This window comes from Bradyrhizobium genosp. A, from assembly GCF_049949275.1.
In the GTDB taxonomy this organism is placed as follows: domain Bacteria; phylum Pseudomonadota; class Alphaproteobacteria; order Rhizobiales; family Xanthobacteraceae; genus Bradyrhizobium.
On the sequence record NZ_CP188196.1, the window covers coordinates 2,312,034 to 2,333,207 of the forward strand.

Annotated in this window: 17 protein-coding genes and 1 tRNA gene; 8 read left to right on the forward strand and 10 right to left on the reverse strand. The window is 61.0% G+C overall.

Annotated features, from left to right (window positions below; genetic code table 11):
- Positions 1 to 105 precede the first annotated feature (105 nt).
- Positions 106 to 684: a hypothetical protein gene (locus ACP2YP_RS10855; protein ID WP_426424114.1), complete on the forward strand. Its 579-nt coding sequence runs from the start codon at positions 106 to 108 to the stop codon at positions 682 to 684.
- Here ACP2YP_RS10855 and ACP2YP_RS10860 read toward each other — a convergent pair whose 3' ends face one another.
- The 7 genes from ACP2YP_RS10860 to ACP2YP_RS10890 form a co-directional block, all read right to left on the reverse strand.
- Positions 685 to 1,929: a class I SAM-dependent RNA methyltransferase gene (locus ACP2YP_RS10860; RefSeq protein WP_426424115.1), complete on the reverse strand. Its 1,245-nt coding sequence runs from the start codon at positions 1,927 to 1,929 to the stop codon at positions 685 to 687.
- The gene (locus ACP2YP_RS10865; RefSeq protein ID WP_426424116.1) at positions 1,922 to 2,656 is read right to left on the reverse strand and encodes a TlyA family RNA methyltransferase; all 735 of its coding nucleotides are present in this window, start codon (positions 2,654 to 2,656) and stop codon (positions 1,922 to 1,924) included. Before ACP2YP_RS10865 ends, ACP2YP_RS10860 begins: the two co-directional genes overlap by 8 nt.
- Before the next feature lie 26 nt (positions 2,657 to 2,682).
- Positions 2,683 to 3,237 (reverse strand): nucleoside 2-deoxyribosyltransferase, encoded by a 555-nt coding sequence (locus ACP2YP_RS10870; RefSeq protein ID WP_426424117.1) that lies wholly within the window; start codon positions 3,235 to 3,237, stop codon positions 2,683 to 2,685.
- A gap of 180 nt (positions 3,238 to 3,417) precedes the next feature.
- Positions 3,418 to 5,346: a 1-deoxy-D-xylulose-5-phosphate synthase gene (gene dxs / locus ACP2YP_RS10875; protein ID WP_426424118.1), complete on the reverse strand. Its 1,929-nt coding sequence runs from the start codon at positions 5,344 to 5,346 to the stop codon at positions 3,418 to 3,420.
- A gap of 583 nt (positions 5,347 to 5,929) precedes the next feature.
- Positions 5,930 to 6,181, reverse strand: coding sequence for an exodeoxyribonuclease VII small subunit (locus ACP2YP_RS10880; RefSeq protein ID WP_008132970.1), 252 nt, complete (start codon positions 6,179 to 6,181; stop codon positions 5,930 to 5,932).
- A 73-nt stretch (positions 6,182 to 6,254) separates the two neighbouring features.
- On the reverse strand, positions 6,255 to 7,184 hold the full coding sequence (locus ACP2YP_RS10885; protein ID WP_426424119.1) for a histone deacetylase family protein: 930 nt from the start codon (positions 7,182 to 7,184) through the stop codon (positions 6,255 to 6,257).
- Between the two features lie 135 nt (positions 7,185 to 7,319).
- A complete protein-coding gene (locus ACP2YP_RS10890) occupies positions 7,320 to 8,978 on the reverse strand; it encodes a bifunctional metallophosphatase/5'-nucleotidase (protein WP_426424120.1) in 1,659 nt (552 codons plus the stop codon).
- Positions 8,979 to 9,312: 334 nt separating this feature from the next.
- Here ACP2YP_RS10890 and ACP2YP_RS10895 point away from each other — a divergent pair, with 334 nt between their 5' ends.
- On the forward strand, positions 9,313 to 10,542 hold the full coding sequence (locus ACP2YP_RS10895; protein WP_426424121.1) for an MFS transporter: 1,230 nt from the start codon (positions 9,313 to 9,315) through the stop codon (positions 10,540 to 10,542).
- A 124-nt stretch (positions 10,543 to 10,666) separates the two neighbouring features.
- Here ACP2YP_RS10895 and ACP2YP_RS10900 read toward each other — a convergent pair whose 3' ends face one another.
- Complete coding sequence (locus ACP2YP_RS10900; protein ID WP_426424122.1) at positions 10,667 to 12,445, reverse strand: acyl-CoA dehydrogenase; 1,779 nt, start codon at positions 12,443 to 12,445, stop codon at positions 10,667 to 10,669.
- A 237-nt stretch (positions 12,446 to 12,682) separates the two neighbouring features.
- On the opposite strand from ACP2YP_RS10900, the gene ACP2YP_RS10905 reads away from it, so the two are divergent.
- From ACP2YP_RS10905 to ACP2YP_RS10930, 6 genes are all read left to right on the forward strand, one after another.
- Positions 12,683 to 12,757 (forward strand) — tRNA-Gln (locus tag ACP2YP_RS10905).
- A gap of 239 nt (positions 12,758 to 12,996) precedes the next feature.
- Positions 12,997 to 13,455, forward strand: coding sequence for a hypothetical protein (locus ACP2YP_RS10910; protein WP_426424123.1), 459 nt, complete (start codon positions 12,997 to 12,999; stop codon positions 13,453 to 13,455).
- A gap of 557 nt (positions 13,456 to 14,012) precedes the next feature.
- Complete coding sequence (locus ACP2YP_RS10915; RefSeq protein ID WP_426424124.1) at positions 14,013 to 14,348, forward strand: type II toxin-antitoxin system RelE/ParE family toxin; 336 nt, start codon at positions 14,013 to 14,015, stop codon at positions 14,346 to 14,348.
- Positions 14,345 to 14,629 carry a helix-turn-helix domain-containing protein gene (locus tag ACP2YP_RS10920; RefSeq protein ID WP_426424125.1) on the forward strand — a complete coding sequence of 95 codons (285 nt, stop codon included), beginning with the start codon at positions 14,345 to 14,347 and terminating at the stop codon, positions 14,627 to 14,629. Before ACP2YP_RS10915 ends, ACP2YP_RS10920 begins: the two co-directional genes overlap by 4 nt.
- Before the next feature lie 842 nt (positions 14,630 to 15,471).
- Complete coding sequence (locus tag ACP2YP_RS10925; protein WP_426424126.1) at positions 15,472 to 16,962, forward strand: hypothetical protein; 1,491 nt, start codon at positions 15,472 to 15,474, stop codon at positions 16,960 to 16,962.
- Between the two features lie 477 nt (positions 16,963 to 17,439).
- The gene (locus ACP2YP_RS10930; RefSeq protein ID WP_426424127.1) at positions 17,440 to 18,768 is read left to right on the forward strand and encodes a hypothetical protein; all 1,329 of its coding nucleotides are present in this window, start codon (positions 17,440 to 17,442) and stop codon (positions 18,766 to 18,768) included.
- 123 nt (positions 18,769 to 18,891) lie between these two features.
- Here ACP2YP_RS10930 and ACP2YP_RS10935 read toward each other — a convergent pair whose 3' ends face one another.
- Together ACP2YP_RS10935 and ACP2YP_RS10940 are read right to left on the reverse strand one after the other, a co-directional pair.
- A complete protein-coding gene (locus ACP2YP_RS10935) occupies positions 18,892 to 19,980 on the reverse strand; it encodes a ComEC/Rec2 family competence protein (RefSeq protein ID WP_426424128.1) in 1,089 nt (362 codons plus the stop codon).
- Complete coding sequence (locus ACP2YP_RS10940) at positions 19,952 to 21,166, reverse strand: patatin-like phospholipase family protein (protein ID WP_426424129.1); 1,215 nt, start codon at positions 21,164 to 21,166, stop codon at positions 19,952 to 19,954. The genes ACP2YP_RS10935 and ACP2YP_RS10940 overlap by 29 nt, the downstream gene beginning before the upstream one ends.
- Positions 21,167 to 21,174: the final 8 nt, after the last annotated feature.

The window sequence follows — 21,174 nt, forward strand, 5'->3', positions numbered from 1 at the left end:
CTGGATTGTCAGGCAGGCGTGATCCGGGAACTCGCGAGGCGTTGCCTTGCTGGCATTCGCGTTGCCCGAAGGGTATAATTGGAGACGTTTTGGACGGTAGCCTGAATGTCACGCCTCACAGCTTCTTGCGGTTTCGCAGTTCTCTTCGCCGTGTTGTGCCTCGGCGGAGCGCCGGTTCACGCGCAAGTGGCGCCGCTACAGTATTTTATACCGGGTGGCCCTTTCGGCTTTGGCGGCAGCGATACCTACGGCAATTTTTCGAACTTCGATGCAGGCGCGCGCACCAATTTTGCGAATGGTTTTTTTGTCGGAAGCCAACGCGCCAACCTCAATTGGGGCGGCTTGGGCCAGGCAGGTCTGGCCGGCAATTTCAGTGCGCTGTCCTACGACAGCACGCAGTTCGGCTACAACATGAAGACCACCGGCGGCTCGCCCGTGACGTTCTTTGCCGGCTTCGACACGCTGAAATATGGCAACGGCATCGGCAGTTCGGTCGCGCCGCTGACCTCCGGCGCTGCACCCGGCTATGGCGGATTCGCGGGTATCGAGTTCAAGCCAACGTCGAACCTCAGCCTGTCGTTCGGGGCCGGATTCACCCAGCGGGACTCGGGCCGCATGGACAGCGACATCAGGTCGAACATGCTGCCCGGCGAGTCGCCGGCGTTGAGTGGGCTTCGGCGCTGATTAGCGCGTGAACCGCGCCACCAATTCGACATGCGGCGTGTGTCGGAATTGATCGACCGGCACCACGGTCTCGATCCTGTAGCCGCCGTTGATCAGCAGCCGCGCGTCGCGGGCGAAGGTTGCGACGTTGCAGGAGACCGCGACCACGACCGGCACCTTGCTCGCCGCGAGTTTCAGCGCCTGCGCCTGCGCGCCCTGGCGCGGCGGATCGAACACCACGGCATCGAAATCGCGCAGCTCCGGCGGGACCAGCGGACGGCGGAACAGGTCGCGCGGCTCGGCCTTGATCGGCTTCAGGCCCGGCGTGCGCGCGGCCTTCGCGAGTGCGGCGATCGCGCCGGCGTCGTTGTCATAGGCGGTGACGCGGGCCTTCTCGGCCAGCCGCAATGCAAACGGGCCGACGCCGCAGAAGAGATCGAGAACCTCCTTTGCCTTGCCGACGCGCTCGGCAACGCGTGCAGCGAGCGTCTCTTCTCCCGTCATCGTTGCCTGCAGGAACGAGCCCGGCGGCAGCGTCACTTCAGCACGGCCCATCTTTATCGTTGGCGGCAGGCGTTGCAGCACCAGCTCGCCATGCCGCGTCAGCCGCGCCAGGCGATGCTGCTCGGCAACGCGCGACAGCGCCGTGACCAGCAGCGTCGGCAGCGGCCCGGAGCCGCGCACGTCGACATCGAGACCGTTGGCCGTCGCGGTCACCTGGATATCCAGTGGCTTCGTCACCGGCATCTTCGATGTCAGTGGCTCGGCGAGCGCCCAGGCGGCATCGAGCGCGCCCTCGAGCGCGGGATCGAGGATCGGGCAGCGATGGATCGGGATCACGTCGTGCGAGCTCGCCGCCGAGAAGCCGACCTTGAGCACGTCATGGGTGCCGAACCTTCCATGCAGCGTCACGCGCCGGCGGCCGGCGCCGTGGGCATCGACCAGCGGCGCCACGTCGCAATCGATGCCGGCCTGGGCCAGCGTCTCGACCACGATGTTGCGTTTCCAGCCATGATACGGCTCTGCCGCCCAATGCTGGATCGCGCAGCCGCCACAGACCCCGAAATGCGGACAGAACGGCTCAACGCGTTCGGGGCTTGCGACGTCGACCGCCAACAGCTTGCGCCGGTCGGGATGGCCGGCGACATGGTCGACCTCGACACTCTCGCCGCCGAGGGTATAGGGCACGTAGACCGCATCGCCCGCGGTGAGCGAGACGCCATCGCCGCGATGGCCGACATGATCGATCGTGACGCGTTCAACCACGGCGCGCGCCCAGGAAGAATTCGATATTGCCGTCGCCGCCCGCGATCGAGGAGGGAAACACCTCGATGGCGGTGCAGCCGAGCGATGCGGCAAAGGCTGCGATGTCGTCACAGATCTCCTGATGCACGGCGGCGTCGCGGATGATGCCTTTCTTGTTGTGCTTCCGATCAGCCTCGAACTGCGGCTTGATCAGCGCCAGCAGGCTCATCGGGGCGGCTGCCAGCGACAGCGCCACCGGCAACACGGTCTTGAGCGAAATGAAGCTGACGTCGATGACGACGACATCGGGCCGCGCCGGCAGGCGCTTGCCCTCATAGCTGCGAATGTCGGTCTCCTCCATCGACACGATCTTGGGATGATCGCGCAGCGAGGAATGCAGCTGGCCGGTGCCGACATCGATGGCGAACACAAGGCTCGCGCCATTCGCCAGCAGCACCTCGGTGAAGCCGCCGGTGGATGCACCGACGTCGAGGCAGACATGGTCCTCGATGTCGATCGGGTAGCGCTCGAGGGCGCCCGCGAGCTTGACGCCGCCGCGCGACACGTAAGGGTGGGCAGGCTCGGCCTGGATCACCGCGTCCTCGGCGATCGTCTCCGATGGCTTTGCGACCCGCTTGTCGTCGGCCGTGACGAGCCCGGCCTCGATGGCCGCGCGCGCCCGCGCCCGGCTCTCGAACAGGCCGCGCTCGACCAGCAAAACATCCGCGCGCTTGCGGGCAGGGGGCATGATCTCTCCGGAGACGATTGAAACGTCTATGTAACGACCAATCGCGCGGCTGCCATCCGGACGCAAGTCTCGAACGCGGCGAGATCGTGCCAGACGTCGGCCGGCGGTTCTGCCGGCGTCACCAGCGGGCAGCCGTGCAGCTCCAACGCGTGGATCATCATGAGATTGTCGACGAGACCGAAATCCTCGACCGTCAGTCCCTGCGCATCGACCAGCCGGCCGTCCTTAGAGGCGACGTGCATGAAGCGGCCGACACGGTCGGCATAGGTGGCGCCATCGTTGGAATAGGCCAGGCAAAACTTGCGGCGCCCGGCCATGTAGCCGAGTTCGTAGACGGTGCCGGGATCGGCACCGGCACCGCGGAATGGGGTGAGATTGGCGATGATGGCGTCGGCCTCGTCCATCATCGCCTCGTTGCCGCAAAAGATCTGCCGCGAGGCGTCGTGTGCTGTGAGGTCAATCGCGTTATCGAGGGGATAGAGGCCAGTGAGCCCGTGAGCCGCGCAGATCGCGACCTTGCGGCGGCCGATCTCGACAGCATCCGACAGGAACACGTCGGGACCTGCCAGATAGATTTTCATGAGGGCTGCTCAGGAGAAATCAGGCGAGTTGCGAACCGCGGCGAAAACTGCGCTCCCTCCCCCGCCTGCGGGGGAGGGTTGGGGAGAGGGTGTCTCCGCAACGGGAATCCCCTAGAGGATAGAGCCCTCACCCGCGCCTTCGGCGCGACCTCTCCCGCAAGCGGGAGAGGTGAACCAGCCTCAGGCCAGCTTGACCGTCTCGGTCTTGACGTCCTTGCCGAGCGCTTCGAACACCTTGGCGACGATGCCCTTGGCGTCGAGACCGGCGCGGGCGTACATCGCGTTCGGCGTGTCGTGGTCCTGGAACACGTCGGGCAGCACCATCGTGCGGAACCTGACCATACCGGTGTCGAGCACGCCCTGATCGGTCAGGAACTGCGCGACATGCGAGCCGAAGCCGCCGACCGAGCCTTCCTCGACCGTGATCAGGACATCGTGGTCGCGGGCGAGCTTGAGCACCAGCTCGGTGTCGAGCGGCTTCATGAAGCGCGCGTCGGCAATCGAGGTCGAGAGGCCATGGGCGGCGAGCTCGTCGGCCGCCTTCTCGCATTCGGCCAGACGCGTGCCGAAGGAGAGCAGGGCGATCTTGCTGCCCTGGCGGATCATGCGGCCCTTGCCGATTTCGAGGGGAACGCCGACGTCGGGCATCTCGATGCCGCGGCCTTCGCCGCGCGGATAGCGCAGCGAGCTCGGACGGTCGTTGATCGCAACCTGGGTCGCCACCATGTGGACAAGCTCGGCTTCGTCGGCCGCTGCCATGATCACCATGTTCGGCAGACAGCCAAGATAGGCGTTGTCGAACGAGCCGGCATGGGTCGCGCCGTCGGCGCCGACGAGGCCGGCGCGGTCGATGGCGAAGCGCACGGGCAGGTTCTGGATCGCGACGTCGTGCACAATCTGGTCGTAGCCGCGTTGCAGGAAGGTCGAGTAGATCGCGCAGAACGGCTTATAGCCTTCGGTCGCAAGACCGGCGGCGAAGGTCACCGCGTGCTGCTCGGCGATACCGACGTCGAAGGTGCGGTCGGGGAAGGCCTTGTTGAAGATGTCGACGCCGGTGCCCGACGGCATCGCCGCGGTGATGGCGACGATCTTGTCGTCCTTCTCGGCTTCCTTGACCAGGCTCTGGCCGAACACGTTCTGGTAGGCCGGCGCGTTCGGCTTTGCCTTGGCCTGGGTGCCGGTCGCGACGTCGAACTTGACGACGGCGTGATACTTGTCGGCGGACGCTTCCGCCGGGCCGTAGCCCTTGCCCTTCTGCGTCACGACGTGGACCAGGATCGGGCCGGTCTCCATGTCGCGCACGTTCCTCAGCACGGGCAGCAGATGGTCGAGGTTATGGCCGTCGATCGGGCCGACGTAATAGAAGCCGAGCTCCTCGAACAGCGTGCCGCCGTCCATCATGAAGCCGCGGGAATATTCCTCGACGCGGTTGGCGCGGTTGGCGAGGATCTTCGGCAGGCGCTTGTTGATCTGCTTGGCCGCATCGCGCAGCGTGCGATAGGTCTTGCCGGAGTAGAGGCGCGACAGATAGGCGCTCATGGCGCCGACCGGCGGCGCGATCGACATGTCGTTGTCGTTGAGGATGACAATCAGGCGCGAGTTCATGGCGCCCGCGTTGTTCATGGCCTCGTAGGCCATGCCCGCCGACATCGCACCGTCACCGATCACTGCGATAACGTTGTTCTTGCCGCCGGAGAGGTCGCGCGCGACGGCCATGCCGAGACCGGCGGAGATCGAGGTCGAGGAATGCGCGGCGCCGAACGGATCGTAATCGCTCTCGCTGCGCTTGGTGAAGCCGGACAGGCCGCCGCCGGTGCGCAGCGTGCGGATGCGGTCGCGGCGGCCGGTAAGGATCTTGTGCGGATAGGCCTGATGGCCGACGTCCCAGATCAGCCGGTCGCGCGGCGTGTCGAAGACATAGTGGATCGCGGTGGTGAGCTCGACCACGCCGAGGCCCGCGCCGAAGTGACCGCCGGTCACCGAGACGGCATCGATGGTCTCCTGACGCAGCTCGTCGGCGACCTGGCGAACCTGCTCGATCTTGAGCTTGCGCAGGTCGTCCGGCGTCCGGATGGTGTCGAGAAGCGGCGTTTTACTGTATGCGTTCACGGCGATTTCCAATTTGTCAGCGCCGGAAAGTCTCATTCCGGTGCGCGATGGGTTTGCACAATATCGGCGCAGCGCGAGTCCTTAAACCGTCGGAGCCACCTGCGAGGGGCGGACGCCCCTTCTTCAAGCTTAGGTGAGCTTAAGTGCGCTCCGGTTCAGTTTCTGTGATCCCTGTCACGTAGATCGGCTTCGTCCGTCCCAGCCAATTCATTAGCAATTTGAAGCGCTTGTCGTCGGAAATCGGTCCCCACGTCAAAGCTAACAAAAAGCCACACTCCGCGCAGCTTTACACCAAAGCTTGGGCCAAAGCCAACCCGCCCGACCGATTACGGGTATGCAGGTGCAACCGGCGGGCCAATTTGGTTAATCGCGGCGCCGGAGGGGAGGTTCCAATTCTGCCCGGTTCCTTGGCAGGATTCTGGGCGAAAGAACAGCCATTTTGGCGGGATTCGCTGGGCCAAAACGGGTCGGCGAGGAACTCTGATGCCCGGCCACCCGGCCCGTGAGCGGAAACAGCAGCGTGCGAACTTGAAAAAATGCAGGCGGCCGATGCTTGAGACGGGCAGCTTTGGGGCGCCGGCCCTTACTGCACGTCGAGCGGTGCGGTGCCGGTGGCCTGACCGCTGGCATCGGTGGTGATCTTGTCGACGCGCGCCTCGGCCTGGCGCAAAAGCTCCTCGCAGCGCCGCTTCAGGGCTTCGCCGCGCTCGTAGATCGTCACGGATTCCTCGAGCGGCACCTTGCCGTCCTCGAGCCGCTTCACGATCGTTTCGAGTTCCTCGATCGCGCGCTCGAAGGTGAGCCGGGAGACGTCGACTTGGGTATTTTCGGCCATATCCGTTTCCGATTGCCCGATTCGCTTCTCGTGTAAAACAGCAGAGTTTTACGGGCTTAATGTGGCGGGTGGGTCAAGCACCCATCAGGGCGCCGACATGCGCCGTAACAGATTCTTTCAGTCCTTGCAGGTCGTAGCCGCCTTCGAGCACGGAAACAACGCGGCCCTCTGCGGATTTGTCGGCGAGGTCCATCAGCCTGCGCGTGACCCAGGCATAGTCCTCCGCACGCAAATTCAGCGAGGCCAACGGATCGCGGTAATGCGCGTCGAAGCCAGCGGAGACGATGAGCAACTCGGGGCTGAATTTTTCGAGTTGCGGCAGGATCAAATTCTCGAACGCGATGCGGAATTCGGGCCCGCCGTCTTCCGAGGCGAGCGGTGCGTTGACGATGGTGTCGTGATCACCGCGCTCGCCCTTGGCGCCGGTGCCCGGAAACAGCGGCATTTGATGCGTCGAGCAGTACATCACGGTCGCGTCCGACCAGAAGATGTCCTGGGTGCCGTTGCCGTGATGCACGTCGAAATCGACGATGGCGGCGCGCTTGATGCCGTATTTGCGCTGCGCATGGCGCGCGGCGATCGCGACATTGTCGAAGAAGCAGAAGCCCATCGGCTTGCCGATCTCGGCGTGGTGGCCGGGCGGGCGCACCGCGACGAAGGCGTTGCGATGCTCGCCGTTCATCACCGCGTCGGTCGCCGCCACCGCGCCGCCGACGCCGCGCATCACCGCCTCCCACGTGCCTGGGGACATCGAAGTGTCGCCGTCGACATAGACCTGGCCGCTGGTCGGCGCGATGTGACGAAGCTCGGTGACGTAATCCTCATTGTGGCACAGCGTGACGAGATCGAGATCGCCCTCCGGCGCCAGGTCGCGCGCCAGGAACTGGAAGCGCTCAACCGACAGCGCTTCCTCCACCGCGCGCAGGCGGTCGGGTCTTTCAGGGTGTCCCGGTGGCGTGACGTGGTCGAGGCAGGCCTTGTGGGAAAGGAGAAGCGTGCTCATCAGGTCGGCCTCACGGGGAACGAACTCTCGACGTCGCTTGGCGCATCCGGCGCCAAAATGCAATGCAAAACCCAATCTATGCGTTCCACCGCGAATGGCAAAGGGCTGTCCCGTTCCGCCCAGGTTTGATCCGGATCAATTCACCCGCAGGATGCGGGTCGGTGGCAGCGGGCCGATCGGACCATGCGCCTTGAAAAACGCGAACAGCGCATCGGCGTCATAGCCGCCATATTGCGGCGAAGCGCCCTGTTTCGCGACCGTAAAACCGTCGCCACCCACCGCCAGATAATCGTTGACGGTCACGCGGTAGCCCGTGCCCGGCTCGATCGGCTTGCCATTGAGCGTCATCTTGTCGGTTATCACGCGCTCGCCGAGCGGCTTTGATGCGTCCCAGCTGTAGCTGAACCCGTTCGACACCTGGAGGATCCGCGGCCGCTTCGGATCGAGCCATTGCTGCTCCAGCATGTCCTTGAGCTGGCTGCCGGTGAGCGTCATGGTGACGAGGCGGTTGCGGAATGGCTGGCTCGCGAACAGTTCGCCGTAGGACACCGCGCCGTTCTCTTTCGGGATGATGTCGGTGCGGATGCCGCCGGGATTGGTGAGCGCGATGACAGCGCTGCCATCCTTGGCGTCCCTGGTTGCGGCAAGCTGCGCATCCGCGATGACGTCGCCCAGTGCGCTTTCGCCGGCGTCGTTGGGTGCGCGCGACAGCGTCTGCGTCGCCGACCCGGCCGGCCGGTTGGCGATCGGCGCGGAGAGCTTGTCATAGGCGTCGATCAGCGCGGTCTGCTCGGGATCCTTGGCCAGCGAGGCGTTGGCGACGATGACGTTCTCGGCCCTGGCGCTGACGATGTCGCGTGTTGCGGGATCGAGCTTGAGGTCGATCGCGGTGACCAGCGTGCCGTATTTGTCGCCGCTGGTGACCAGCCTGCCGTCGATGTCGCAGACATAGGCGCGATGGGTGTGGCCGCTGATCACGACGTCGACGGCGTGGTCGAACTTTTTCACGATGTCGACGATCGGGCCTGTGATCGCGGGGCATTCGTTGTAGTCGCCCGAGGGCTCGCCGCCCTGGTGGATCAGCACCACGATCGCTTCGACGCCCTGTGCCTTCAGCTGCGGCACCAGCGCGTTCACCGTCTCGGCCTCGTCGCGGAATTCGAGCCCGGCAATGCCTGACGGAGACACGATGCCGGCGGTCTCCTTCAAGGTCAGCCCGATGAAGGCGACCGGGATGCCCTCGAACTCCCTGATCTCGTAGGGCGGCAACACGCTCTTTCCGGTCGCGGTCTCGATGGTGGAGGCGGCGAGATAGTGGAATTTCGCGCCGGCGAAGGGATGCGGTCCCTGGCATCCATCCTCGGGATGGCAGCCGCCGTTCTGCATCCTGAGCAGCTCGGTCTTGCCCTCGTCGAATTCGTGGTTGCCGACGGAGGTGATCGCAAGTCCCATCATCGAGAGCGCCTCGACCGACGGCTCGTCGTGAAACATCGCCGACAAAAACGGGCTCGCCCCGATTAGATCGCCGGCGGCGACGAAGATGGTGTTCTTGTGCCCCTCGCGCAATTGCTTGACCAGCGTCGCCATGTATTCGGCGCCGCCGGCGGCGACCATCACCTTCTTGCTCTTGTCCTCGGGATCATTGATGCGGATGCCGCCCGGCGGCGGACGGAGATTGCCGTGGAAATCGTTGATCGCGAGAATGCGCAGCTCGACGGGGGCCGCGGTCTGGGCCGCGGCGGGCAGGGCGGCGAGCGCGAGGGCGAAGCTGGTCAGGCGGAGAAGATGTCGCATGGAGCAAGATTAGTCGTTCCGCGCGAAGATTTCACGAAGCTTCTTATTGTCATTCCGGGGCGCGACGAAGTCGCGAGCCCGGAATCCATTCATCCACCAACTGTGCGGCCCGATAGATTCCGGGCTCGGTTCAACCATTTCGGCGGTGACGCTCGTGAGCGGTTGCCTGACACCCGTCCGATGATTGCATTCCGCCGGGAACCTTGCGGAAGCTGCATCACATGTCCCGCAGCGTTTTGCGCAATGCAACAATCGGCTACAATGTTTCATTTGAAAAACCGGCGGTTGTGCGTCACGATCAGCCGTCTCGTTCCATGAGGTCAATACCTGATCGATGATTGCCGCAACGGACGTTGACGAATCCTCGCTTCGCTACCGCGGCTGGCGCGTGGTGTCGGCCTGTTTCCTGATGGCCTTCTTCATGTTCGGCTTTGGTCTCTACGGCCAGGGCGTCTATCTCTCCGAGCTCCAGCGCGCCCATGGCTGGACCGGTACGCTGGTGTCCGCGGCCAGCACATTCTCGTTCCTGCTGACCTCCGTCCTCGTCATCTTCACCGACGATCTGCTCGCCCGCATCGGGCTGCGGGCGCTGATCCTGTGCGGGCTGACGGCGCTTGGTGCATCGACCGCGCTGCTGGGACTGATGCAGGCGCCCTGGCAGCTCTATCTTGCCTATGCGCTGATGTCGGTCGGCTGGACCGGCATGGGCTCGGTGGTGATCGCGACCGTGCTGAACGCCTGGTTCGCGCGGCGCCGAGGGCTCGCGCTCAGCCTCGCCTTCAACGGCGCCACCTTCGGCGGCATCATCCTCGTTCCGGTCTTGTTGGCGCTGAGCAGCAGCATCGGTTTCCGCTCAGCCATGCTGGCAGCCACCATCGTGATGGTGGTGCTGGTGCTGCCGGTGGTCGTTGTCTTCACCAGTTGGCCGGTCGAGGCGTCGCCGAACGCCGCAGGGGTCTCTGGCGGCAAGGCCGCCCATCATTCGCGGAAGGAGCTGCTCGCCAATGCGTCATTCTGGACCATGGTGCTGCCGATCGCGATCGCGCTGTTGGCGCAGATGGGATTCATCATCCACCAGGTGACGTTTCTTGAGCCGCTGATCGGCCGCGCCAGTGCAGGCCTCGCGGTCACCATCATGGCGGCGATGGCGGTGGTCGGCCGGCTGTCGCTCGGCCTGTTCGTCGACCGGCTCGATCCGCGGCTTGCCTGCGCGGCGTCGATGATGAGCCAGGCGGCGGCGCTGCTCGTTCTCCTGCAAAGCCAGAGCCCGACCGTGCTGCTCCTGTGCTGCGCCGTCTATGGCTTCTCGATCGGCAACATGATCACGTTTCCGCCTTTGATCATCCAGCGCGAGATCGGCAGCACGGGCTTCGCGGCCGCGATGGGGCTGGGGACGTCGATCAGCGGCATCGTCAGCGCGTTCGGCCCCGGCATCGTCGGCCTCGTGCGCAGCGTGAGCGGCGATTACACCATGGCGTTTGCGATATGTGTGGTGCTCGATGTCGTCGCGGCCGGCATCGTGCTGTGGCGGCCGGGGAGAAGGGCTGAGGTCGCAGCTTCGTAGCCCGTAGGGTGGATTAGCGAAGCGTAATCCACCTCTTCTGTTCACGCGGCGGCAGAACCGGTGGGTTACGCCTATGGCTGACTCAGTAAGGCTAACCCACCCTACGCGTCTACGCTCTTGGCGCTTACCCCAACAGCACCGCATCCGCCGCCGCGACCGACTCAGCGCTCTCCGTCACGGTGCGCTCGAGCGCGCCGGCCTGCACGGTGATGTTCTCGGCGAAGAAGCGCGCGAGCGAAACGTAGCGCGCGGCGTCCGTGTTGCCGTCGGCCTTCGCGGCGAGCGCCTCGGAGGCGAGCAGGCAGCCGCCGAGCGTGGCGCCGAACTGCTGCAAATACGGCGTGGCGCCGGCGAGCGCCTCGTTCGGCGCGGATGCGACGCGCTCCAACAGCCACTTGCTGGTGCGCGTCAGCGCCTCCAGCGCCTCGCGCAGTTTCACGCCGGTGGTGCCGAAGGCTGGATCGTTCGAGGCTTCGACCTGCTTGACGGTGGCGGAAAGCTCGTCGAGCAGCGCCCACACCGACGCGCCGCCATTGGCCGCAAGCTTGCGCGTGACGAGGTCGATCGCCTGGATGCCGTTGGTGCCCTCGTAGATCGCGGTGATGCGCGCGTCGCGATAATGCTGCGCGGCGCCGGTCTCCTCGATGAAGCCCATGCCGCCATGTACCTGCACGCCGAGATAGGCAACCTCGTTGCCGATATCGGTGGAATAGCCTTTTGCCATCGGCGTCAGCAGTGCCGCGCGCGCGGCGGCATCGGCGCGCACCTTCGGGTCCTTGGCGCGCAGGGAAACGTCGAGTGCGACCGCGGTCGCATAGCAGATGGTGCGCGCGGCCGCGGTCTGCGCCCGCATCCGCATCAGCATGCGCTTGACGTCGGGATGCACGAAGATCGCATCCGGCCCGTCGCCCGTCTTGCCGATTGCGCGGCCCTGTTTGCGCTCCTGCGCATAGGCCAGCGCCTGCTGATAGGCGCGATCGGCGACGCCGACGCCCTCCAGGCCGACGCCGAGCCGGGCCTGGTTCATCATCGTGAACATGCAGCGCATGCCCTCGTTCTCTTCTCCGATCAGGAAACCGATAGCGCCGCCATGGTCGCCCATGGTCATGGTGCAGGTCGGCGAAGCATGCATGCCGAGCTTGTGCTCGACGCCGGAGGCAAAGATGTCGTTGCGCGCGCCGAGCGAGCCGTCGGCATTGACCATGAATTTCGGCACGAGGAAGAGCGAGATTCCCTTGGTGCCGGCCGGCGCGTCCGGCAGCCGTGCCAGCACGAAATGCACGATGTTGTCGGTCATGTCGTGCTCGCCATAGGTGATGAAGATCTTCGTCCCCTTGATGCGATAGGTGCCGTCGGACTGCTTTTCGGCGCGGGTGCGCAGCGCGCCGACATCGGAACCGGCCTGCGGCTCGGTGAGTTGCATCGTGCCGGTCCATTCGCCGGAGACGAGCTTTTCGAGATAGATCGTCTTCAGCTCGTCGCTGCCATGCGCCTCCAGCGCCTCCATTGCTGAGGCCGTCAGCAGCGGGCAGAGGCCGAAGGCGACGTTGGACGCGCTCCAGATCTCGGTGCAGGCGGCGTTGATCGCCAGCGGCAGGCCCTGGCCGCCGAAATCCTCAGGGCCCGAGACCGCGTTCCAGCCGCCTTCGGTCCAGCGCTTGTAGGCATCCGGCCAGCCCGGTGCGGTCGTGACCTTGCCGTCGTCAAGCTTGATGCCGTGCTCGTCGCCGACCTTGTTGAGCGGCGCCAGCACGTCGGTCGCGAATTTGCCGGCTTCCTCCAGCACGGCGGCTGCGATGTCGCCGTCGAAATCGCCGTAATGGCCGGCTTCCACGGCGGCCTTGAGGCCGGCGCCATGGTTGAGCGACAGCAGCATGTCAGAGATCGGTGCGCGGTAGGTCATGGCTCACTCCCGAGGACAGGTTTGGCGCCGTCTTCCCATGAAACGCGGGAGGTCTCAATGGGCGGGAGGGACGAGGATCGGGCCTATAATTATAATAGAGTGTGGCCCGGCCGGCCCCCGGCCTGTGGTATTTTGCCCCTCCAGGCGGTTGAAATGCCGCGCCGCTCCCTATAGACCGGCTGCGACCAAGGGGAATCTGCGGGTGCCAATTCTTCCCCCGTTCCCTTCGTCGCCTGATGGGGCGTAGCCAAGCGGTAAGGCAGCGGATTTTGATTCCGCCATTCGGAGGTTCGATCCCTCCCGCCCCAGCCAAAAATTTCCTCAGCAAAACAATCGAATAGCCTTAAAACTACGAGGAATTTCCACTGCTTACGAGTGGATTTCGTTCGCAAAAATTTCCGTTTGTTTTCAAGGCTTCCCAAACGTTGCCGGCGGCTCCACGCAACATGGACGCAACATGGACGCGACATGAAGTGAGAAAAATCGACGCTTTGCGCAAGTGAGGTCGGCTCGGCACTTCACGGTCGCTGATGTTGAGCGGCGAGCCAAGGATGCCGGCGCCGCCGCTGTGCTATGGTCCGATCGTGCTCAAGAAACGAAAGCCAACAGCAAAAAAACGGGGGCGGCCGCTGGGCGTGAAGCCGTATCCGGAGGATTTCGAAATCCTGTGGCAGGTCTACATCTGGATGACCTGGCCACAATATCGAACGAAATCCTTCGACGAGTTGGTGCATTGGGCAGAAATGATCCGCCCCTCGCAAAGAGCCGGAGATCGCACGACTTTACCAAATCGCTTGAAGCGGCTCCACGCTGCCGTAGCCGCAAGCCCCACAAAATATGGCTTTCCAAAATGGGTGTCCCGTCTGTCTATCAAAGGCCGACGCGCTAAGAAGCCAAAAGTTAGTGGCGCGCAGGGCGCCGCCATTCGCGAAGGAGCACGCGCGCTCGCGGACGAAGCCGATCGTCTTGCCCGCGAATTTATATCCCAGACGCGCTCCCCGGAGGGCTGATAGCTCTGGCTCCGGCTCGGTCGTGACGGCCAAGTCCGGTGCGTTGCTGGGAAATCCCCATTCGATATTCCGCTGCATCGACGGAACTAGACGAATGGAGACAATCCGATGCCGACAAAACACGGCCGAAAGCCGAAGCCGATCACATGGCGCGAGCTACTATGTCTCACACGAGACGTTGTGAGATTCTTCACGATCGTGGCGCGGCTACTTAATGCATGGGGTAAGGCGCAGGGGTGGTGGTAATCAGACTGGTGCAAGTGCAGATTGATTTGAGCCAGGCCGTCTTCCATGCCGCCGCATGCGACAGACGAAGTGATCTTTCCCGTCCCGTTCGGCGGGGCCTTTCTCGATACGTATCGAACTTTGTGCATTGCGCCGACCCCAGAAGTTCGCGAACTTTTCGAGAGATTACGAACATTTCCAGTAGTCCAAGAGTGAGCTGGCGGCTCAATTGGATTTAGCTTGTAGATTTGTTCTAGGGCCTTGATCCGAGTGGCGTATTTTTCCCTTGCCTTTTGTGTACCATTTTTGGTACAATCTTAACAGGAGAACTTGTGAAACGACTGCCCGCCGCCTTCTATCAGTTAGCTTCTGGTCGCGAACCAGTTCGTGAGTGGCTGAAGCTTTTGCCGGAAGCGGATCGCAAGATTGTCGGTGAAGACATCAAGGATGTGGAGTTCTCCTGGCCGATTGGCATGCCACTTTGCCGGGCTCTAGGAAAAGGTCTGTGGGAAGTCCGGAGCGAGCTCGAGGGCAATCGTATCGCGCGGATACTGTTTTGTGTTCACGAAGGTCGGATGGTTTTGCTGCACGCCTTTATTAAGAAGACGCAGAAGACACCCCAGACCGAACTTGAATTGGCGCAGAAACGCCGAAAGGAGATCATATGAAGAAGAAAGGTCGCATCGGATCGTCCTTCGACGATTTTCTGAAAGATGAGGGCGTCTATACCGAAGTAACAGCAAAAGCCATCAAGCGCGTCATTGCACGTCAGCTCGATGCGCTTATGCATGACGAGGGGCTCACCAAATCCGCCCTCGCCAAACGCATGCAAACCAGCCGAGCACAACTCGACCGACTCCTGGATCCTGACAATGAGTCCGTAACGCTCGCGACACTTACGCGTGCGGCGCAGGCCGTGGGCCGCCATTTGAGGATGGAGTTGGTTTAGCAAAATTTTCCTGCGCGTTAGTTCATGGTCAAAAAACGTCCCTCACAAAAATCGATTAGTGAATCGTCTCCTTCCGAAGAATTCCTCGATCACACCATTCAGGTTTGGCAACCGCATTCCAAGCGTGTACTCACACGCGAAGATGCGCGCGAAATAACCGCAAATATGGTGGGCTTCTTCCAGGTGCTTATGGAATGGAAGCGCGAAGACAGAGCGCGACGCTCATCCCTGAAACAAGATCAACCACCTACAACAGCGCGTAGCAAACGCAAAAGGCGGCCTTCTGTATGGATTCAGTTCGAGTCCTGTCGGGTCCAAATTTTGGCCCTTTGAAAACAAACGAACATTTTCACTGATAAAACCAGTCGCTGAACTGTGGTTTAGTTGAGCAAGCTATTGAACTGGCAAATAGAAAATCCGGTAAATTCTGATTTACAGAAAATGGTGGCCCTTCCTGGATACGTATCGAACTCTTTGCATCGACCCGACGCCCGAAGCCCGTGAAGTATTTGAGAATTTGCAAGCCAGGCATTTTTTGCTGACCGAGGAGGTAGGTTGAACATCCAGACGCGAGGAGGGTCATGCATCCACTAAAGATCGTCGTGCGTGCGCCCGTCGAGGAAGAAGGAGGATGCTTAAGCTTCCGATGCTTCCGTCGGTCCCACTCCCAAGCCCCGACGATCTTGCTCGTTCTCCGCTGATTTAAACTTGACAATACAATCTAAGCGCGTTTTTCTGCCGAAAGCCCGGAGCGCCAATGCCATGGGATCAAGCTTCTCCAAACTAACTGAGCGCCGCAGTCAAACTGCCGGCGCATCAGCTACTGGTGTAATGGGCTGGCGATGGCCGATCGCGGTGACGTTGGGCCACTCAAGGTTAGCAAGCCGATCCTGCCAATCACGGCGGTACTGACGCTTGCTTTGTTCGAATTTCTCGTCGCTGTTCAAGGATGGCTCGCGTACCGCGACCATTTTCTAACACCCTCCCAAATGCTGGATAGCGGAGTTTCTAACGGCCTTCCTTTCCTGGCTCACCTTGGAATGTGGGGAGACGTTTTTATCGTCTCACCACTTGCGGCATTTATTGTCGGACGCTTTTCGAATTCGTGGCGATCACGGTGGGTCGTTACCTCTCTCATCGTGGGAGTAGCGCTTTCCGTGCTCATGGGTTGGTCTTACCTGTCTGCGGGTCTGCCCGAAGCCCATGTTCAAAGTCATCAACTCACGCCGGCTGGATGGGTGCATCAAGTTTATATGGCCCTTGCGCTGGCGATCTTTGTACAGTTCTTCATTTTCACACGACACGTGCCGAAGCCCGTCTTGTCGGCCAGCAGTATCGCGTTGATTTTCCATGTGCTTCTCGGCACTCACATAATACTCGGACTCTTTACGTTCATTCACCCGATCGCCTGGTATCCCGCCGAACCGCTTCGAAGCCATGAAGGCTGGGCCGTCGTCCTGAGCGTCGGGACCATCCTGTTTTTTCGCTGCGTCGGTCGAGAGGCTCTGATCCTGACCTACGTGTTTCTCACCATGGAGGATCCGACTACGTCAGAGGGCTATTTAAAGCTCTTGAACAGAGTGTGCGACCTCACGATCGCCACAACGTATTTTATCAAACTGTTCTTTTCGAAACTTGAGAATGGAACAAGCGGTCTGCAACTCGGCCTCTTTCTGATGATTGCAATCAAGTACTTCTTGAGCCGCACCAGCGTTAAGCAAGAACTCGAAATCGCGAAGGCGCTTTTCCCGCCGGGAAAGGTCCCGGATGTTCTGAAACCCAAGAGTCGCATCGAGATAACGCTTCTCGTGTTCGGCTTTCTCGTCTTCTATTGGATACTCGGAGTGACTTACGACCACATCCTCATCGCGTCTTTGCTACTGACCGGGATAGCTTGCAACGACATGCATACCCGGTTTAACGTTTCATCGGATATGCTCAAGACGTTCTCGTTGCGGGATTTTATGCCCGACAAGAGCACATCGAGTGGCAAGAAAATAGAAGAGCGCAGAGACGTCGCCCGCTGGTACCTGGAAGACAATAACCCTAGACAGTCCCGCTTTCTTACATGGACTTCTGCGAAGGAGGCCTTCTCGATCATCGGCTCCGCCGTTGCATTCGGGATTGCGGTCTTAGGCTGGCTCAGGAACGAGAACCTCGATTTCGAAGCTTACTGGATTCTTCTTGCGACCCAAGTGGCGAACGAGATCGTAACGGTCTGGTGGAGAGTGGACCGTTTTCGGCGATTGGTAAGAATTGACCGTTCGCCTGCGGAGATCGTTGCTCCAAATAGGGGGGCGATCGACTTTAAGACAGAAGCGGGACCGCGATAGCTTGGCAGCTTTTACCGGTGCTAGCGCGGTGGGGTGCACGGCGGATTTTGATTCCGTCGAAAAGGCCTACAAAAGCGTGTTTTGGCTCTACGATTTTCTACCAAACATCAACAAAACACAGCAAAAATTGCGATTCCGTGCCACGAATTTTGCGGCATCGCGTTTCGTAGAAATTTCCCTTTGTTATCAATGGTTACCAAAGACTGTCGGCGGCTCCATGCAGCATGGATGCAGCATGGAGCCAGTTGGACCCGGTGTCCGCGCCACTGAGCCCTTAGCGCTTCGAGTTGAGTTCACATCGACTTCGCCAAGCCGGCTGGATCGAAGCGGATCCGAAGCCTAAAGCAGTGCAGACGTTCGCGGGCCAAGGAAGCTTGCAGGTTACGGTGGATCGGTATGGGCATCTTTTCAAATCGGACGATCACGAAAGTCGATGGATGCGATTGCCGCTGACATGCTCGCGCAAGGAGGCGTGAGATGCCAGTATTCGCGCGTCGGCGCTTGCAATCGATGTTGGACGGCCTTGCGCCCCTGTTGTCTCCAGCTAAAGCGAACGACATTCTTTCCCGGCTCGAACATAAGAATGCCAAGGACGCGCTCGCGGCGGAGGTCGAACTCGGTCTTCTGTGGAGCATCAACCAAGTAGCCCATTTGGAGATCGAACCCGTTCTCGTTGACACGCCTGCACGGCCCGACGCTTTCTCGCGCGATCTCTTTGCTGGAAAACCAGCCGTCATAGAAATCACGGCGATATCAGATGACACGTTTTCGGGCCAGGCTGACATGGACCGGGCCGCTAATATCATTTCGCAGTTTGCCAACCGCATCCGAAAAGGGGCCGCGCAAAATTTGCATTTTCAGTTCATGGAAGGAAGTCGACAGGAGAAAGGTCGCCGAAAACGCATTCGCCGAATAACGCCAGCCTACAAGCTTACGCCCGACCATGAATTGATCTTAAGTAATTGGCTCAAAGCAAACGATTGGCCCAATCCGGAAGCAATCCGCCTCACTGACCCAGAAATAGATGTTGTCATTCGGTGGAAAAAATATGTTCACCCCCATGGGCGGACTTTCAGTTCGATGCCACCTGTTGCGGATCACGTCGAGGACAACCCCGTATTCAAGGCCTTAGAAAAGAAAGAGCGTCAGTTATCGAAAGTACCAAGCGGCACTCTCAAATGCATTTTTTTGGGTGACGCTGGATGTCGGATGCTGCGTGAGTTGCGGCCTATGGGTGCGATGCAGGTGAATGGCGAACAGGTCATAAGCTACTTTCTCGCCAAATTGACCGTGGACATCGTTTGTGTTTTTTCGCCTTACCGTGCCCTCCAGCAATTATACAGCGGTGGTTCGCGGGCGCCCCAATGGAAGGTTAGTATTTACCCTCGCGAACAAACTGCTGCGGCGGAGGTCGATGGTCTGTCCAAAATGGCGGCGGCAATGCCGAAACCCCAACTCGAAGGGTACCAAGCGCGGTCCTGGCATCAACAGGGGATGTTCGATCCACAAGGAAGAGGAATTTATCTGGGGTGTGAAATGACCAGCAACCGTGACAACAAGATCTCGATCAAGATTTCAGCGCGAATGATCCTCGAATTCATCGCCGGTCGGATAACCCAAGAGCAGTTCCAGTATTTCGCCTTCCGCAACGACAGGAACCTCTTTGATCACTGGTTCAAGATGGGGATGACAATCCAATCCGCCCGACTGGAAAAAGGCGGCTTGGACGAGGACGATGACCACCTTGTTTTTGACATGGAGCCTGATTTTGGAGCGATGGCTCTCCGTAACCCGGTCGTCGAATAGAAGGTGAGTAACAGGTGTTCCACATCGATGTCACCGGCTGCGGGGCACTTGGACTTTGAGCGCCATCGTCACCCGCATCGCCGCTTTTCGTGGCAAGCAGTTAGGCGAATTTGCCGCGTGGTCTCAGTACTTTCTCGACGTAGGTGAACGCGCAGCTCCAAGCCCGATCGCCCGCGATAACGGATCGTCGCCAACGTTGAGCAACGTGCCAAGGTTCAGCTCAGATTTTGAAGGCATCGGCGGCGATGAAAGCGCTGACAGCAGAGCACTGACGCCTGGGGGCGACAAGCTGTGGCCCAAACCGAGCGCCGCGAGGGCGCCAAGGCCAGGTTCCGGCGGCGGTGCCGGAATCGGCTTCCGCGACCAATCGCGAACAGGTATGCGTTGAATCCACCATCGGCCAGTGGCGTCAACATCGACGCGCATGGAACCGTCCTTGCGCGTCGTCGCCACATAACGTCGTTCCAGAGCGTTATTTGCGAAGACTGCGCCAGTGCAACGACTACGATACCAAGCGTTGGTATCCTGGCTATCATATTGGTGCTCGTCATCCGAGATGATCACGAGCTGCGGCCGGATCAGATCGAACAATTCTGTGCAGCATCCACTTTCCCTGCCATGATGGGAGGCGACGAACACCGTCGTGCCAACCAAGTCATCACGGAACTCCGGCAAGGCCAGCAGCCGCCGCCAGCCCACCACTTCGAGGTCGCCAGTGAATACGATCTTGAAGGCGCCGAACTGAACAATCACGGCAAGGCTAAGATCGTTAGTCTTGTTCACGGCGCCGGGGGTGAAGAACCCGTAGTACCACCGGATTTGCACCGGTCCGAAGTCCGGCTGCCTTCCGCCTGGCATTCCTCTCGGACGGGCAAGCCATGCCGCCAGAGCATTGGCTCCCGATCCCATGCCGTTTTGCTTAAGGACCGCAAATTCCCGAGCGCCTATGGTCGGATTAGTGAGAATCCAAGGCACGTTGCAGGTCTCGATCATTCCCTTGAAATCGCTGAGGTGATCCTCGTCGAGATTCGTCAGCGCAAGGAGGTCGATGGTTTCCCTGAAATAGTGCAACGACGGAGTCCAGAATGACTTTTCGCTCCAGCGGTCGCCGCAGTCGAGCATCATTCGCCGGCCGTTTGGCGCGGTGATCACGGCGCATTGGCCGTGGCCGACATCAAAGATCTCAATTTGCATGGTGACCATCTTTTCCAAACGAATCTTCTCTGACCAAATCGGGAATATACGCCCGCGCGAGACACAGGGTGAGTTGCTCCCCACGCAAGCTTAAGCGCTCAATCCAATCCTCCGGCATGGCGCTGAAATTGGTCGGGTAAGCGTGAGCCTCCTCCCGGCGCACAAGATTCGCGGGCGGGTTTGGCAGTTTCCCGTCAAGCTGGCCGAGATAGGGAAAAATGAAAGTTTTGATTTTGCCGGTGCGTTGCGCTTCGTGCAGTCGGTGAATAGAGGCGTTCTGCGCGCGATCAAAAATCGCGCTGAAAACGCTCAACATCCGTGCAAAAAGAAACTGGCTTGGCGGCTCCTGCCTCAAGCCGTAACCCGCCGAGCAGCAAATGATTGTGTCGATGGCAATCACGTTGAGGCTGACATCGGGCGAACGATCTGGCCAGAGACAGCCGAGACCGAGATTGTCGTAGATGCCGCCATCGGTCAGAAGAACGCGGGCGTCGCTGAGCGCGCCGTTCTTGTCGAAGGTCAGCGTCTCGTCGAACGCCGGGAGGAAGAGTGGATAGGCCGCCGACGCGGCGACGGCGTGCGCGACCGAGACCTCGTTGCGGTGCAACTTGCCCCACCGCCACGAGCCGGACTCCATCGTCCCGAAGCGGAACGCCGAGCCAGTCCTCAGTTCTGTGGCGTTGATAACGAGATGCGGTCGCGCCGGCAAGTCATTGAGCGACATGTGTTTGAAGAGAAGATCGTCAAGAGCCGCTTCGAGAAGAGTTGTCCGGCTTGCGAAGCGATGAAGGGGCGACCTTATGTCGAAATGCTCGAAATGAGCGGCGAGCAATCGCGGCGTCACCATGCCGACGATCTTCACCGCCGTTATGATCACGGCAGCGGCGAGAGCTGCGATTCCGACCACGGCGAAAGAGGCGGTGACCTTGATGCCGAGCGGGCTGAACAGCTTGCGCCGCATCGGAACAGCGAGTCCTTGCGCCAGGAATGCGCGGACACTCGCCTCGAACGAGGCGAAGTCTCCCCGGTGCGCGTGGAAATAGGCGCCGATCACGCTGCCGCCGGACACAGTCGAAAGGACGGCAATGCGATCGAGAAGTCCGAGCCGGTCAAGCGCCCGCAGGCAGCCGAGATGGAACGCGATGGCGCGGGAACCTCCGCCCGACAAAGCTAGGCCAATTTGGGGGACAGCGGTCTCGCTCATGCGTGCCC

Bases quoted from the DNA above. Each gene is read 5' to 3' on its own strand.
- ACP2YP_RS10885 (WP_426424119.1), bottom strand. From the start codon at position 7,184: ATGAGCACGCTTCTCCTTTCCCACAAGGCCTGCCTCGACCACGTCACG.
- ACP2YP_RS10940 (WP_426424129.1), bottom strand. From the start codon at position 21,166: ATGAGCGAGACCGCTGTCCCCCAAATTGGCCTAGCTTTGTCGGGCGGA.
- ACP2YP_RS10910 (WP_426424123.1), top strand. From the start codon at position 12,997: ATGCCGGCGCCGCCGCTGTGCTATGGTCCGATCGTGCTCAAGAAACGA.
- ACP2YP_RS10930 (WP_426424127.1), top strand. From the start codon at position 17,440: ATGCCAGTATTCGCGCGTCGGCGCTTGCAATCGATGTTGGACGGCCTT.
- ACP2YP_RS10920 (WP_426424125.1), top strand. From the start codon at position 14,345: ATGAAGAAGAAAGGTCGCATCGGATCGTCCTTCGACGATTTTCTGAAA.
- ACP2YP_RS10925 (WP_426424126.1), top strand. From the start codon at position 15,472: ATGGCCGATCGCGGTGACGTTGGGCCACTCAAGGTTAGCAAGCCGATC.
- ACP2YP_RS10895 (WP_426424121.1), top strand. From the start codon at position 9,313: ATGATTGCCGCAACGGACGTTGACGAATCCTCGCTTCGCTACCGCGGC.
- ACP2YP_RS10865 (WP_426424116.1), bottom strand. From the start codon at position 2,656: ATGCCCCCTGCCCGCAAGCGCGCGGATGTTTTGCTGGTCGAGCGCGGC.
- ACP2YP_RS10880 (WP_008132970.1), bottom strand. From the start codon at position 6,181: ATGGCCGAAAATACCCAAGTCGACGTCTCCCGGCTCACCTTCGAGCGC.
- ACP2YP_RS10890 (WP_426424120.1), bottom strand. From the start codon at position 8,978: ATGCGACATCTTCTCCGCCTGACCAGCTTCGCCCTCGCGCTCGCCGCC.
- ACP2YP_RS10870 (WP_426424117.1), bottom strand. From the start codon at position 3,237: ATGAAAATCTATCTGGCAGGTCCCGACGTGTTCCTGTCGGATGCTGTC.
- ACP2YP_RS10855 (WP_426424114.1), top strand. From the start codon at position 106: ATGTCACGCCTCACAGCTTCTTGCGGTTTCGCAGTTCTCTTCGCCGTG.
- ACP2YP_RS10900 (WP_426424122.1), bottom strand. From the start codon at position 12,445: ATGACCTACCGCGCACCGATCTCTGACATGCTGCTGTCGCTCAACCAT.